General features: G+C 70.3%; 15 protein-coding genes. 13 read left to right on the forward strand and 2 right to left on the reverse strand.

Going from position 1 to position 13,900, the window contains the following annotated elements; genetic code table 11:
- On the reverse strand, nucleotides 1-789 hold a 789-nt coding region (locus tag ACTWQO_RS25080; RefSeq protein ID WP_443239604.1), incomplete at its 3' end, for an ABC transporter transmembrane domain-containing protein.
- 76 nt (nucleotides 790-865) lie between these two features.
- Between ACTWQO_RS25080 and ACTWQO_RS25085 the strand changes: the two genes are divergently transcribed.
- From ACTWQO_RS25085 to ACTWQO_RS25130, 10 genes are all read left to right on the forward strand, one after another.
- Nucleotides 866-1,348, forward strand: a complete 483-nt coding sequence (locus ACTWQO_RS25085; RefSeq protein ID WP_443239605.1) for a hypothetical protein — start codon at nucleotides 866-868, stop codon at nucleotides 1,346-1,348.
- Nucleotides 1,231-1,770, forward strand: coding sequence for a helix-turn-helix domain-containing protein (locus tag ACTWQO_RS25090; RefSeq protein ID WP_443239709.1), 540 nt, complete (start codon nucleotides 1,231-1,233; stop codon nucleotides 1,768-1,770). Before ACTWQO_RS25085 ends, ACTWQO_RS25090 begins: the two co-directional genes overlap by 118 nt.
- 525 nt (nucleotides 1,771-2,295) lie before the next feature.
- The gene (locus ACTWQO_RS25095) at nucleotides 2,296-2,646 is read left to right on the forward strand and encodes a hypothetical protein (RefSeq protein WP_443239606.1); all 351 of its coding nucleotides are present in this window, start codon (nucleotides 2,296-2,298) and stop codon (nucleotides 2,644-2,646) included.
- A 594-nt stretch (nucleotides 2,647-3,240) separates the two neighbouring features.
- On the forward strand, nucleotides 3,241-4,557 hold the full coding sequence (locus ACTWQO_RS25100; protein ID WP_443239607.1) for an ABC transporter substrate-binding protein: 1,317 nt from the start codon (nucleotides 3,241-3,243) through the stop codon (nucleotides 4,555-4,557).
- Entirely contained in the window at nucleotides 4,541-5,341 is an 801-nt protein-coding gene (locus tag ACTWQO_RS25105) for an ABC transporter ATP-binding protein (RefSeq protein ID WP_443239608.1), read from the forward strand. Before ACTWQO_RS25100 ends, ACTWQO_RS25105 begins: the two co-directional genes overlap by 17 nt.
- Nucleotides 5,338-6,075 (forward strand): ABC transporter ATP-binding protein, encoded by a 738-nt coding sequence (locus ACTWQO_RS25110; protein ID WP_443239609.1) that lies wholly within the window; start codon nucleotides 5,338-5,340, stop codon nucleotides 6,073-6,075. Before ACTWQO_RS25105 ends, ACTWQO_RS25110 begins: the two co-directional genes overlap by 4 nt.
- Nucleotides 6,072-6,944, forward strand: coding sequence for a branched-chain amino acid ABC transporter permease (locus ACTWQO_RS25115; protein WP_443239610.1), 873 nt, complete (start codon nucleotides 6,072-6,074; stop codon nucleotides 6,942-6,944). The genes ACTWQO_RS25110 and ACTWQO_RS25115 overlap by 4 nt, the downstream gene beginning before the upstream one ends.
- Nucleotides 6,941-7,987 (forward strand): branched-chain amino acid ABC transporter permease, encoded by a 1,047-nt coding sequence (locus ACTWQO_RS25120; RefSeq protein ID WP_443239611.1) that lies wholly within the window; start codon nucleotides 6,941-6,943, stop codon nucleotides 7,985-7,987. Before ACTWQO_RS25115 ends, ACTWQO_RS25120 begins: the two co-directional genes overlap by 4 nt.
- Nucleotides 7,988-8,032: 45 nt before the next feature.
- Nucleotides 8,033-8,539 carry a MarR family winged helix-turn-helix transcriptional regulator gene (locus ACTWQO_RS25125; protein WP_443239612.1) on the forward strand — a complete coding sequence of 169 codons (507 nt, stop codon included), beginning with the start codon at nucleotides 8,033-8,035 and terminating at the stop codon, nucleotides 8,537-8,539.
- Between the two features lie 186 nt (nucleotides 8,540-8,725).
- The gene (locus ACTWQO_RS25130) at nucleotides 8,726-10,306 is read left to right on the forward strand and encodes a phosphodiester glycosidase family protein (protein WP_443239613.1); all 1,581 of its coding nucleotides are present in this window, start codon (nucleotides 8,726-8,728) and stop codon (nucleotides 10,304-10,306) included.
- A gap of 109 nt (nucleotides 10,307-10,415) precedes the next feature.
- Here ACTWQO_RS25130 and ACTWQO_RS25135 read toward each other — a convergent pair whose 3' ends face one another.
- A complete protein-coding gene (locus ACTWQO_RS25135) occupies nucleotides 10,416-10,694 on the reverse strand; it encodes a hypothetical protein (RefSeq protein WP_443239614.1) in 279 nt (92 codons plus the stop codon).
- 208 nt (nucleotides 10,695-10,902) lie between these two features.
- On the opposite strand from ACTWQO_RS25135, the gene ACTWQO_RS25140 reads away from it, so the two are divergent.
- The 3 genes from ACTWQO_RS25140 to ACTWQO_RS25150 all read left to right on the forward strand — a co-directional run bounded on the left by ACTWQO_RS25140 (nucleotide 10,903) and on the right by ACTWQO_RS25150 (nucleotide 13,889).
- Nucleotides 10,903-11,334, forward strand: a complete 432-nt coding sequence (locus tag ACTWQO_RS25140; RefSeq protein ID WP_443239615.1) for an SRPBCC family protein — start codon at nucleotides 10,903-10,905, stop codon at nucleotides 11,332-11,334.
- A gap of 43 nt (nucleotides 11,335-11,377) precedes the next feature.
- On the forward strand, nucleotides 11,378-12,130 hold the full coding sequence (locus ACTWQO_RS25145) for a PP2C family protein-serine/threonine phosphatase (RefSeq protein WP_443239616.1): 753 nt from the start codon (nucleotides 11,378-11,380) through the stop codon (nucleotides 12,128-12,130).
- Nucleotides 12,131-13,055: 925 nt separating this feature from the next.
- Complete coding sequence (locus tag ACTWQO_RS25150) at nucleotides 13,056-13,889, forward strand: hypothetical protein (RefSeq protein ID WP_443239617.1); 834 nt, start codon at nucleotides 13,056-13,058, stop codon at nucleotides 13,887-13,889.
- Nucleotides 13,890-13,900: the final 11 nt, after the last annotated feature.

Below are 13,900 nucleotides of genomic sequence, written 5' to 3' on the forward strand. Positions count from 1 at the left end.
CGGCGGCGACAGCGCCACCTGCATCCCGGCGGCGACCCCGGCGAGACCGCGCACCATCCGGTAGAAGCTCCGGGTGAAGTCGCCCACCGCGGTACGGAACGTGCCGTGCGCCCGCTCCGACCCGCCGAACGCCTTCACCACCGCGATGCCCTGCACGAACTCGACCACCGACGCCGAGATCCGCCCCATCGCGGCGTCGAACTCCTTCTGCTCGCGCAGCCGCGCGGGGGTCATCATCAGCGGCACCAGCGCGACCGCCAGCAGCACGGGGACCAGCGTGATCAGCGTCAGCCGCCAGTCCACTGTGAGGAGGTAGCCGAGCGAGACCAGCGGCACCACGAAGGCGGAGACCAGCTCGCCCGGCGTGTGGGCGATGAGCGGGTGCACGGCGCTGACGTCCTCACCCACCAGCTTCGCCAGCTCCCCGCTCTGCCGCCGCGCCAGCCAGCCGATCGGCACCCGCCCGAGCCGCGCGGCGAGTTGCCGGCGCAGCGACAGCTGCACCCGGGTGTCGAGGAGGTGTCCGACGCCGGACGCGGCGGCCGTGAACAGCAGCCGTACGAGCAGCCCTGCCGCGCCCGCGATCACGACGTCGCGCACGTGCCCGTCGTCGGCCGGCCCCGGCGCCAGCAGCGTACGGCCGAGCTCGACGACCGCGAGGAGCGGCGCCAGGCCGGCGACGGCGCCGATGACCTGCAGGACGACGACGGCGGCGAAGCCGCCCGCGTACGGGCGCAACAGACGGGCCACGCCCGGTGGTGGCGGCGCGGTGGTTCCGGTGGAAGTCATGCGCTCACCTTCGCCGTGGCTGCGGCCCGTTGGATTGAAGAAATGTTCCGCCCGGGCGGGTCCGTAGCATGGACGCATGTCAACTGCCGTGCGCCAGCGCGTCGATGCCCCCGTGTGGCAGGTCACGCGCCCGGCCCGGCCCGGCCGCGTACCCGGCGTCGTCCTGGCGGGGCTGCGCGACCTCGGCCCGGCTCCGGTCGACCACCGGCTCGACCCGCACCCCGTGCTGACGCTGGCGCTGGCCTGCGGCGAGGCGGCGCTCGGCATCGACGAGTCGACGGGGCGGCAGCACCGCGGCAGCCTCGTCACCGGGCTCGGGTTCGGCGCCGGCGGTGCGGCGCGGGTGCGGGCCGCGAACGTCGAGTGGATGCAGGTGCGCCTGTCCCCCGCCATCGCGCGCGCCGTGCTGGGGTGGGCCCCGCTGAGCTGGAGAGCTCCGTGGTGGCCCTGGACGACCTGTGGGGAGAGCGGCGGGCGGCCCGGCTGCGCGAGCAGCTGGCCCAGACCGCCTCGTGGGAGGAACGCTTCGCACTCGTCGAAGCGCTCCTCGCCGGGCTGACCGCCCCGGGGCCCGCCATCGAGCCGGAGCTGGCCTGGGCCTGGGACCGTATCGTCGCCGGGCACGGCCAGGTGCGGGTCGAAGGGCTGGCCGACGAGCTGGGCTGGAGCCGCAAGCGCCTGTGGTCCCGCTTCCACGCGCAGCTCGGCCTGCCGCCCAAACGCGCCGTGAAGCTCGTCCGCTACGACTGGGCCGCCACCCGCCTGGCCGGGGGCCAGGAGGCGGCCAGGGTCGCGGCCGACTGCGGCTACGCCGACCAGTCGCATCTGCACCGGGACGTCGTGGCGTTCACCGGCGTGACCCCCGCGACCGTGGCCGGCCAGTCACTCATCGCGACGGCCGACATGGCGTGGGTGGACCACGTGCCACGCCTGTCGGCACGATGGAGCAGGCATGCGCCGCGGCCGGCAGCCCGGGCATGACCATCTCACTCCGGATGCGCTACCACGGGCCGGTGCCCCCTGGAGATCCCGTTGCGGGCGAGCGCTCGAGTCACGGGAACCGACGACCGCAAGATCTTGGTGACGGACGGCATCTTCGTCGTACCGGATCCGGACCTTGCCCGCGCTCTTCTCCCCACGTGTGAGTGATGCGTGAGTGGACGGTGGAGCACGAGCCACCATCGAAGATCGCTCCCCGGCGAACTCGCCGACACCACCCGGGAGTTTCGTCGGTGCCCCTGGTTCAGCGCCGAATGGCCCACGCCGCCTCGCGCTCGCGGCGCGGCCACACGGGTGGTTCGGCGCGGAGCGCCCACGCCCGCGTTCGGCCCCGTAATGCCTTGACGGCACAGGGAACTTGAGCCGGCAACCGAGCCGACGCCCGCACTCGTTGATCAGACGATCCGGCGTGCCGACGAGTCAATTTCGGACATTTGCTTATTAACCTCTCGCCATCTTATGACGTGGTGGATCGCATACGCGTCCGCTTCAACGCTCGGAGAAGACATGCGCAAGACTCTCAAGACGGCTGTCGTAGCCGTCCTCCTCGGCACCGTCGGCTTCCTCGGCACCGGCACCGCCTACGCCCACGGGGACGGGCACGAGAAAGGGCACGAAAAGGGGCACGGGCACGGGAAAGGGCACGGGAAAGGCAAAGGGCACAAGCACCGCGGCGGGGAGCGCAAGACGATCGTCATCACCCAGAGCACATCGTGCAGTACGACCGACAGGAACACCGACGTACAGGGCCAGTCCGCGTACGGCAACTGGTCCAACGGCAAGGTCTCACCCGGCCCGCAAACCACCGACATCGGCTCACACCTGGGGTGCAACAACACCCTCGTCCTCGGCAAGTAGCTCACCCGGGTCCGCGCGCCGAGCCACCCGCCCGGCTCCTCGGCCTTCTTCCGCTCGCAGGTTCGAATCCTGCCGGGGCGCACTGCATTGAGCCGCTGACCCTGAGGTTCTCCCCAGGGAGGGCGCTCCGCTCGGCCTCGGACTCCTCGTCCGGGGCCGTTTGCGTGAGCGGACGGTTCGCCAGACCCCAGATTCCTCCCACCGGATCAGCATCCTTCGGCTGGGATTGAGAGGCCGAGGCGTGCGTCGAGCGCGGTCCGCCCGGGTCAAATGCCAGGAAACCTGAGAAAGAAGTACGCCTGCCGAGCGGGTCTCGTCAAGGCCGTCACGGCAACTCCTCCGCCGACCGATACGTCTCGGCAACACCCTTGTCATCCGGCGTCGGCGCGTGCATCATCGTGGCCATCATCAGGGTTCCTGATATCGGGCATGCTGCCTGGCCCTACCGGGACGCGAAGGAACCCGCCACCGCTTTCTGCTGTCGGCTACGGCTTCCCCCAGCGGCTTCAGCCGCCCGTTCCGGCTTCCTCAGCAGCTTCGCCACCCTCAGTTCCGCTCCCTCGACGTGCCCGGAGGCATGCAATGAGCGCACCCATGAGCACACCCGCGAACGGCAATTTGTCCCGAAGATCCATTATCCGGGGGACGGCCGGTGCCGCCGGGCTGTTCACCGCAGGCGGTCTGCTCACCGCTTGCGGCGGCATCAAGGAGTCGGCGGCGCAGACCGACATGGTGCTCCGGATCGGCTACGTCTCGCCCAGCACGGGACCGGCCGCGGGCTTCGGCGAGCCGAACGCGTTCCTGCTGAAGAAGCTGCGCGCCACCTTCAAGGACGGGCTGAAGATCGGCGGCAAGAAGTACTCCGTCGAGATCGTCGACCGCGACAGTCAGTCGAATCCGCAGACCGCCGCACAGGTCGCGGCCGATCTGATCAACAGCGAGAAGATCGATCTGATGCTCGTCACCTCGACCCCGGAGACGGTCAACCCCGTCGCCGACGCGTGCGAGGCGGCCAAGGTCCCGTGTCTGTCGACCGCCGTGCCGTGGGAGGCCTGGTACTTCGGCCGCGGTGCCACCCCCGAGAAGTCGTTCACGTACACGTACCACTTCTTCATAGGCGTGGCGGAGATCCATGCCGCGTACGTCTCCCTGTGGACAAAGGGCGGGGTGGAGACCAACAAGCGGGTCGGCGTCATGTGGCCCAACGACCCCGACGGCAAGGCGATCCGGGAGGGGCTCGGGCCGCAGCTGAAGAAGAGCGGGTTCACCATCGTCGACCCGGGGGCGTACGAGGACGGGACGAACGACTACTCGGCACAGATAGCGGCGTTCAAGAAGGCGGACGCGGAGATCTTCAACACCTTCCCGCTGCCGCCCGACTTCGCCACCTTCTGGAAGCAGGCCCGGCAGCAGGGCTATCGACCGCGCATCGCGTCCATCGCCAAGACCGGTCTCCTCCCCTCCCAGGTCGAGGCGCTCGGCTCCCTCGGCCACGGCCTCAGCGCCGGCTTCTGGTGGTCGCCGCAGTTCCCCTTCACGTCCACCCTCACCGACCAGACCGCCCGGCAACTGGCCGACGACTACGAGAAGTCGACGGGCAAGCAGTGGAACCAGGTCATCGGGTCCAACATGGCGCTCTTCGAGGTCGCGGTCCACGCGCTGAAGGCGACCTCCGACCCCAAGGACCGGGCTGAACTGGCGGCCGCCCTCGGCAAGGCCAAGCTCACCACCGTCGCCGGGCCGCTGGACTTCACGTCCGGGCCGGTGAAGAACGTGTCCACGGAGCCGCTGGTCATGGCGCAGTGGCGCAAGGCCACGGGGGGCAGCAAGTTCGCCGTCGAGCCGGTCATCGTCGACAACGGCGCCTTCGGCGACATCCCGCTCGGAGGCGAACTTGAGCCCCTCCGCTGAGCCGGTGACCGGCACCGCGGGGACGGGGGAGGCCGCCCCGGTGGCTTCCCCGGCCTCCCCGGTCCCGCCGGTGCTCGCGGCGAACGGCATACACCGCCGCTTCGGCAGCCTGGTCGTCCTCGAAGGCATCGACATCACTCTCGCCCCCGGCGAGGCCCTGGGCATCGTCGGCCCGAACGGCGCCGGAAAGACGACCCTGCTCGACATCCTCTCCGGTGCCCAGGCCCCTTCCGAGGGCAGCGTCACCTTCCACGGTCAGGACGTGACCCGCTGGAAGGTCGACCGCCGCTGCCGCAGCGGCATCGGGCGCTCCCATCAGGTGCCGCGCCCCTTCACCGGCATGACGGCCTACGAGAACGTGCTGGTCGCGTCGGTGCAGGGCGGTTCGCACCGGCGCCGGGCCGCACAGCAGCACGCGCTCGGCGTACTCGAGCGCTGCGGCATGCTCGGCCAGGCCAACCGGCCCGCGGCCGCGCTCACCCTGCTGGAGCGCAAGCGGCTGGAGATGGCGCGGGCGCTGGCGACCGATCCGCAGGTGCTGCTGCTTGACGAGATCGCCGGTGGTCTCACCGACGCCGAGACGGACGAACTGATCGCCACCATCCAGCAGTTGCGTGCCGACGGCATCGCCATCGTCTGGATCGAGCATGTCATTCACGCGCTGCTGCGGGTGATCGACCGGCTGGTCTGTCTCGCGCAGGGCCGGGTCCTGGCCGAGGGCGAACCGGACGCCGTCATGTCCGATCCCCGGGTCGTCGAGGCCTACCTCGGGAGCGCGGCATGAGTCTGCTCTCGGTCGAGAATCTCGAAGTACGGCACGGTCTGCTGCGCGCCGTCCGCGAAGTCTCCTTCACCGTGGACGAGGGCGAGGTCGTGGCGGTGGTCGGGGCCAACGGTGCCGGAAAGTCCACCCTGATGCGCGCCGTCGCCGGAGCACACCAGCCGGCCGAGGGCCGTATCGGCCTGGACGGTGTGGATGTGACGGCCCGACGGGCCCACGACCGTGTAGCCGCCGGGATCGCACTGGTCCCGGAGGGGCGGCGGCTCTTCGCCGACCTCACCGTGGAGGAGAACCTGCTCGTCGCGTCCCGGGTACGGCGCCCCGGACCATGGGATCTGGCAGCCGTCGTGGCCGCCTTCCCGCTGCTCGACGGGCTGCTGAAGCGGCGCGCAGGCAACCTGTCGGGCGGCGAGCAGCAGGCCGTGGCCATCGGCAGGGCGCTGATGACCAACCCCCGGCTGCTGCTGCTGGACGAGGTCTCGCTGGGCCTCGCGCCCATCATGGTCGACACCCTCTACGACTCACTCGGCACCGTCCTCTCCGGCGGTACGACGGTGCTGCTGGTGGAGCAGGACCTCGGCCGCGCCCTGGGGGTGGCCCGGCGCGTGCTGTGCATGCTCGAAGGCCGCGTCGTCCTGGACGAAGCCGCAGGCAAGGTCACCCGCGAACAGGTCGTCGGGGCGTACTTCGGGCTGAGCCGCGCCGCAGCCGCAACCGTGCAGGAGGAGCCGGCATGAACTGGATCAACGCCATCGTGCAGGGCGTCATGCTCGGCGGTGTCTACGCGCTCTTCGCCTGCGGCCTCTCCCTGATGTTCGGCGTGATGCGGACCGTCAACCTGAGCCACGGCGACCTCGCGGTCCTCGGCGCGTTCCTGGTCGCGGTGCTGGCCGCCGCCGTCGGAATCAGCCCGTTCTTCGCGGTACTGCTGGTCCTGCCCGTGATGGGCCTGGTCGGAGTGGCGTTGCAGCGGGGCATCCTCAGCAGGGCGCTGCGCACCGGCGAGATGTCGTCGATGCTGGCCACCTTCGGTCTCGCCATCGTGCTGCAGAACGTACTGCTGGAGACCTTCAGCGCCGACTCCCGCTCCCTGGACGTCGGTTCGGTGTCCACGGCCGGTCTCCAGCTCGGATCGTCGGTGAGCATCCCGTACCTCGGCCTGCTCACCGTGGCGGTGGCGGTCGCGCTGCTCGGCGGGCTGCAACTGCTGCTCGCCCGTACGGGAATCGGCCGGGCGATCCGCGCCACCGCCGCCGACGCGGACACGGCCGAACTGGTCGGGATCGACAGCCGCCGGGTGTACGCCCGGGCCGCCGCCATCGCCGTCGCGACCGCGGGTCTCGCGGGAGCGTTCTTCGCGATGCGGTCGTCGTTCAGCCCGTCCATGGGGCCGACCCAGCTGCTGTTCGCCTTCGAGGTCGTCGTGATCGGAGGGCTCGGTTCCCTGTGGGGGACGCTCGTCGGGGGCATGGTCCTCGGCGTCGCCCAGACGGTCGGCGCGCAGGTGGATCCGCGCTTCTCCATCATCGCCGGACACGCGGTGTTCCTCGCGGTCCTGGCCTTCCGTCCGCAGGGCCTGCTCGGCATGAGAAGGAGCCGCACATGACCACCGCATCACCGGTGACCACCGCAGCACCGATGCCCCCCGCCACCGCCACCATCCACCGGTGGACCCCCGTCTCCCGCACGGCGTCCGGTGCCCTGGCCGCCCTGCTGCTCGCCCTGGCCTTCGCGCCCTTCGTCTTCGCGCCCGAAGCGACCGCGAAGCTGACGACCCTGTTCGTCCTCGTCATCATCGCGGCCATGTGGAACGCGCTGGCGGGCTACGCCGGTCTGGTCTCCGTCGGCCAGCAGGGCTTCATCGGCCTCGGCGCCTACGGAGTGTTCCTCTTCGTCGACCGAGGCGTCAGCCCCTTTCTCGCGGTCGTCCTGGCGGCCCTGCTCGCGGGTGCCGTCGCCGTACCCACCTCACTGCTCGCGTTCCGGCTCACCGGCGGGCAGTTCGCGATCGGCATGTGGGCGATCGCGGAGTTCTTCCGGCTGGTCGTGGTGAACACGCCTTCGCTGGGGGGCGGTTCCGGCCGCTCGCTCACCGATCTGTCGGCCACCGATCCGGCGGTGCGGCAGGCCCAGGTGTACTGGCTCGCTCTGGCGCTGATGAGTGCGCTGCTGCTGGCCGTGTTCGTGCTGCTGCGCAGCAGGCTGGGGGCTTCGCTGGAGGCGATCCGCGACGACCCGGTCGGCGCGGCGTCCGTCGGGGTACGGGTCACCTCGGCGAAACGGCTGGTCTTCGTCCTGGCGGCGGTGGGCGGTGCCGCGGCCGGTGGACTCACCCTCGCGAGCACCCTGCGGGTGCAGCCGGACTCCATCTTCGGGGTCCACTGGTCCGCGTACATGATCTTCATGGTGGTCATCGGCGGCCTCGGCACCTTCGAGGGACCGATCATCGGAGCGATCGTGTTCTTCCTGGTGCAGGACTGGTTCGGGGCCAACGGAGGCACTTGGTACCTGATCGGGCTCGGTGCCCTCGCCATCGGGATGACGCTGTGGATGCCCCATGGGCTGTGGGGTACCGTGGCTCGCCGACGTGACCTGGAACTCCTACCTGTCGGCTATCGGGTGAAGACACCGGTCGTCCGACCTCGATGACGGCCTCGACCGACCTCCCCGACGACCGACCAAGAGGTGCGCACGATGGCGGAGGCAGCCGATCGGGATCCGACTCCGGGTCCGGCTCCGGGTGCGGATCCCGATCCGGACCCCGAGGGCCACAAGGGCCCGCTGACGATCTATCTCGTCAAGCAACTCGAACTGGCCATCCGTTCCTTCATGGACGAGGCCCTGCGGCCGTACGGGCTCACGACGTTCCAGTACACGGCCCTGACCGTGCTTCAGCACCGAGGCAGGCTCTCCTCCGCCCAGTTGGCCCGCCGCTCCTTCGTCAGACCCCAGACGATGCACGAGATCGTGCGCGCGCTGGAGGAGCGCGGGCTGATCGAGCGCGCCCATGCCCCGGGGAACCGGCGGATCATGGAGGCCCGGCTGACGCGGGAGGGGGAGGAACTGCTGGCGGCGTGCGCGCCGGCGGTGCAGAAGCTGGAGGACCGGTTGCTGCTCGACATGCCGGAGAAGCGGCGGTCCGCGTTCCGTCAGGGCCTGGAGGACGGGCTCGCCTCCTTGACGGGGCGGCCCCACGGCTGACGACGCAGCCCCAGAAATACGGCGAGTACGACGGACCCATGGCCGGCCTGAAGCAAGTTCACTGGTCGGACCTCCGGCATTCACTCATGGGTTCAGTCGTTGCTCGAGAAATCGCGTTCGCTCGCAAGGAGTTGCACCTGTGAGTCAGCGGTGCACGCGATGCTCGTCCGCGACCTAGGAGTGCCTGTGGCCCTCGCACGCCGTTCGTTCCGAGTTGCCGTGAAGGCGTCGGTGGTTGCCGTCGCCACGGCGGGACTTGTCGCCCCCGGTGCTGTTGTCGACCAGCACGACGACCCCGCACTCGCCGCTTCAGCGACAGCCGTTCCTCGGCCGATCGCCGACTGGCAGCACGACCGCCTCGCCTCCGGAGTCGATCTGTACCAGGGGAAGATCTCGGGCCGTCCCGGTGCGGACCACTGGACGGTCACGGTGCGCGCCAACGGCTCTCACCTCGCGACCGAGCAGGGCGCTCAGGCACTGGCGGAGCGGCTGCGTGGCGCCGGGTTCGGCGCTCGTAGTGAGCGGGTCGAGTGGCCGCGGGGTTCGGACCGCACGGGGCTGGTCGGTGTGCGGGTCCGGGTCGGGGAGTACGCCGCCCGGACCGAGGCCGACGCGCAGCGTCAGGTCCTCGCGGACGCGGGGTTCGACGCGATCAGCGAGTGGACCGGCGCAGACGGTGTGCCCGGCACCGGTCTCGCCCAGGTCAAGGTGGTGGTCATCGACCCGAAGCGCTATGGCGGCGCGCTGGACGCCACGTACGGCACGGGTGTCGCCGGCCGGGAGAAGGTGAGCGACATGGCCGCCGGCGACGACACTCTGCTCGGCGTCAACGCGGGCTTCTTCGTCATGGAGGGCAAGGACGGCGTGCCGGGCGCCTCTGCCGGTATCGCCGCGTACGACGGGGAACTGCAGAGCGCGGCGACCAACGGCCGGATCGCGGCGGTGCTGCGCGGCGACGGTCTGCGCCCGGAGTTCAAGAAGCTCCGCACGCAGCTCACGGTCCGAGCGGGCGCGGCGTCCGTCATCGTGGACGGCATCAACCGCGTGCCCGGCCTGGTCCGCAACTGCGGTGGCGTCGGCGGCGACTCCCCGACCGAGGTGCCGCAGCACGATGTGACCTGCACCGATCCCGACGAGATCGTCGAATTCACCGACGAGTTGGGCGCGAGCACGCCGGCCGGTGACGGCGTCGAGGCAGTGCTCGACGCGAGCGGCCGGGTGCGGGAGGTGCGTCCGCGCGGCGGCACGGTGCCGGAGGGCGGCAGCGTCCTGGCCGGCATCGGCGAAGGAGCCTCCTGGCTGCGTACGCACGCGACGCCGGGCAGCCAACTGAAGGTACGGCAGCGGATCCTGGACGAGCGCGGCCACGAGCTCGCACTCGGCCCGCGGGACGACATCGTCAACGGCGGCCCCGAGCTGGTGCGCGACGGAAAGGTCGCGGTGAACTACGCAGCCGACGGCATCGAGCGGATCGGCGACGCGTCCTTCGCGTACACCTGGGGCATCAAGCGCAACCCGCGCATGCTCCTGGGCGTCGACCGGCAGGGCCGTGTGCTCCTGGTGACCGCGGACGGCCGCCAGCCCGGCTACAGCGACGGATTCGGCCTGGGCGAAGGGGCGGAGCTGATGAAGTCGCTCGGTGCGGTGCGCGCCATGGCCCTCGACGGCGGTGGTTCGGTCACCACGGTGGTGAACGGCAAGGTGATCAACTCGCCGTCCGACGGCACCGAGCGGGCGGTGGGCGACGCGTTGTTGCTCACCCGCTGACGGGCAACGCCTCTCGCGCCGCAGGCGGCACGGTTCAGGGGCCTGATCCGGGAAGCGGATCAGGCCCCTGGGGTTTCGCGTGCCCCCTACTCCACCGAAGAGGCGCGGCTTAGAAGGCGCTGTTGTCGCAGCCCATCGTCGAGCCCACGTGGGTGTCCTGGCCGCCCGAGTTGCCCTCGCCGTTGAGCGCGTTGCCCAGTACGCCGTTGAGGATGCCGACCTGGCCGAGGACGTCGACGTTCAGGTCGTGCGACTTGCAGTGCGAGCTCTGCATGACGCTCTTGCCGCCGTGCCCGTCCTTACCGTTGGCGGTGGCGGTGCCTGCGCTGAGGATGCCGACGCTGCCGAGAGCGACGACCACGACGGCAGCCTTGTGAAGCTTGTGCATGTCATCTCCGGAAGTGAGGTGTGGTGTGTGCGATCCGCGACAGATCGACTTCGTACAGTTACGGGAGATTAGTATGAAAAATGACCATAGAAACCCAGCGACGCGCCGTGATCTGCGATCCAGTAGGGAAGCACCCGGACAGCCCCAAGCCGGGCGCACACTGGAGACACAAAGACCGTGCGTCATGAGCCGAACCCGGAGGTGGGCCATGAGCACCCTCGAAGAGCACATCGATGTCGGCGTCCCGGTGGACAGGGCCTGGGACAGGCTGCACCGGGTGGAGGACTATCCGCGCTTCGTGGCGGGAGTGCGGGGCGCCCGTCCGGAGGCAGAGGGGCGGGCACATCTCGACGTCGACGCCGGCGGGCGGGCCCGGGAGCTCGCGGCCGAGGTCTCCGACCACGGCGACGAACGTGTGATGGAGTGGCACACCACGGGTGCCGCGGAGCTGACGGGTTCCTTCTCGCTGCAGCCGATCGACCAGGACCACACCCGGGTTCAGGCGCGGGTCGAGTACGATCCCGGCACCATCAGGGAGATCTTCGGCGGGCCGAAGGGATTCGCGCAGGCGAACGCGATCGAGCGGCTCGTCCGCAGTGACCTGGAGTCCTTCAAGGAGTACGTGGAACGGGAGCAGTGAGCGACAGGACAGCGGTGGACACGGCGGGCGGTGACGGTGTCGTATGCCGTACGTCGCCGTGAGTGCGCTGAGTCATCCCGGGCTGCTCAGGGACCGCAACGAGGACAGTCTCGTCGTCGGCCCGTGGACCCTGTGTGCCACGGTCACCGAGAATCCGCAGACCCTGGCCTTCCCACTGGGCACACCGCTCGTCGTCGCCGTCGCCGACGGACTCGGCGGGCATCCCGGCGGCGAGGTGGCCAGCTCTCTGGTCGTACGCCGACTCGCGGCGGTCGGTGCGGCACTGAGCGACGAGGACGCCGTACGCAGCGCCCTGAGCGCCTGCAATCGCGCCGTGTACGAGGCGGCCGGCGGCGACGAGGGCGGCGAACTCGCCACGATGGGAACGACGGTGGCCGGCGCCGTCGTACAGGCCGATTCGCTGCTCGTGTTCAACGTGGGCGACAGTCGCGTCTTCGCCGCCTCCCCCGACGGGCTGCGTCAGGTGAGCGTCGACGACAGCGGGCCACTCGAACCCGGGCAGCGCACCACGTCCCTCGTCACCCAGTGCCTGGGCGGCAGCCCGACCTACCGCGCCATCCACCCCCATGTGACGTCCCTGCCCCTGTCACCCGGCGACCGCTACCTCATCTGCACGGACGGCCTGACCGACCCGGTGCCGACCGACGTTCTCGACAAGGTGATGCGGGAACACGACGACGGACGGGCCGCGTTCGAACTGTGGAAGGCCGCGATCGAGGCCGGCGGCCCCGACAACATCACGCTGGCGGTCGTGCGGGTCGGGGACGACGAGTAGACACGAGCGGCGCATTCCCGTACCGCGCATGGTCCACCACCGCCCGCACCGCCTCCGCCAGGCTCGGCAACCCGGCCGACACCCGGTCGTCGGCGAAGATGCGGCCGGGGCGGACCCGGGCGTACGCGGACCAGGTCCCGGTCTCGGAAGGGACCTGCGCTTCTCGAACGGGCGGCGGCCATTCCCTCCGCACACGGCCGCCGCCCGCACCTGCAAACCGTGGCGGCAGACGCTGCAATGCTCATGAAATTCTGATGATGCGCGGAGCGGGGCGGAGGCTCCGGGGTGAGCAGGGGATCTGGATCGCCTGGGCGGCTTCAGCGCTGAGCCGCCGAAGACCGGGAGCGGTCGGGAGCCGCGTCAACCGGTGTGCACAGAAAGCTGGTTGTGGTGGGCGTTGCCCAGGGCACCATACGCGCATGACTCATGACGCCAGGTTTCCGTCGCCTGCACCGCCGACGCCTCGCGCCAAGCGGCGCAATGCTGTGCTGGCGCTGTACGACAGTCCGGTCCATCGTGACTGGGCGTTCTGGATGACCATGAACTGGGGGGCATCACGGCTGCCGCCATTCCCAACAGCGATCAGCCCAGCTCGCTGCCCGTCTGGCTGGACACGCTGCTCGCTGTGCTGACGTTCGTCGTCCTTTTCGGGGTGTTTCCAACCTGGCTCCGGTTGCTCGTCCGGCGCTGGCTGTGGCGCAGGAACTACGGCGCACCACCGCCCGCCGTCGGGACACCGCGCCCTTCGGTCCGGGACACCACCCCCACCACGCCTGCCGCACGGCCTTCCCCGCCTGTCCAGGCACCGCCCCCACAACCACCCGCCCCACCATCACGCCCCCGGCGGCCCGCCCCTGGCGCGGGCAGCGCGTCCCCGTCCTCCTCAGACGTGCTGGCAGCCGCACGGAACACGATGCCCCACCCCGTGGCCCGTGCCGTTCGCACCCTCCAGCAAGCGCACACCGGCAAGGATCAGTACGAGGCGCTGCTCGATGCCGCCGAGATTCTCGCGATCTGCGTCAGCGTGACGGCGGCCGCCCTGCTGCGGGGGACGGACGGCCCGGGTCAGGGAGTGGGCCTGCGCAACCTGTCCGCGCTCCGCAGCGCCTTTCTCTCCGGGGGAGGTGCCACGTTCGGCACATGGACCAACTGGCTCGATGGTCTGCGCCGGCTCGCCGCGGACCGCCCCGATGTCGTTCCCGGACTCCGGGAGGCATTGCACGACGAACCGGAGGCCCCGGCCCTGGTCGGCCACCTCAACGCGTTGCGCGGGGAACGGAATCGTGCCGCGCACGGTGACCGGCCCCAGAGCGTCGACGAGTCCGCCCTTCGGGTGGCAGAGCGCGTTCCCCATCTCGAAAAGGCTCTGGGACAGGCCGAGTTCCTGACGCGGACGCCCTGGCTGCTCACCGTCTCCTGCGCTTACCGGCCGCGATCACACACGTTCGACGTGGTCGCCCACCATGTGATGGGCGACCACCCGGACTTCGAACGCCGGGAGTTCACGTGGACCGAGCCGGTGGCCGACGGCATGGTCTACGTGCTGAGCCCCGAGGGCCCGGTCTCCCTCTCCCCCTTCGTGGCCAGTCTGTTCTGTCAGCAGTGCCGGCAGATGGAGGTCTGCTATGCCTCGAGGGCCGACCGGGACTCGGGCCCGGCGACACTCAAGAGCTTCGCCCGAGGCCACGATGTCCTCTCCAACGACCTCGGCGACGAGATCCGCGCCCTGCCCGATCACCGGCGAGGTGCGGGCGGCTGACGCTCGCTGCG

The sequence above is a fragment of the Streptomyces sp. 4N124 genome (assembly GCF_052245395.1).
GTDB lineage: Bacteria > Actinomycetota > Actinomycetes > Streptomycetales > Streptomycetaceae > Streptomyces.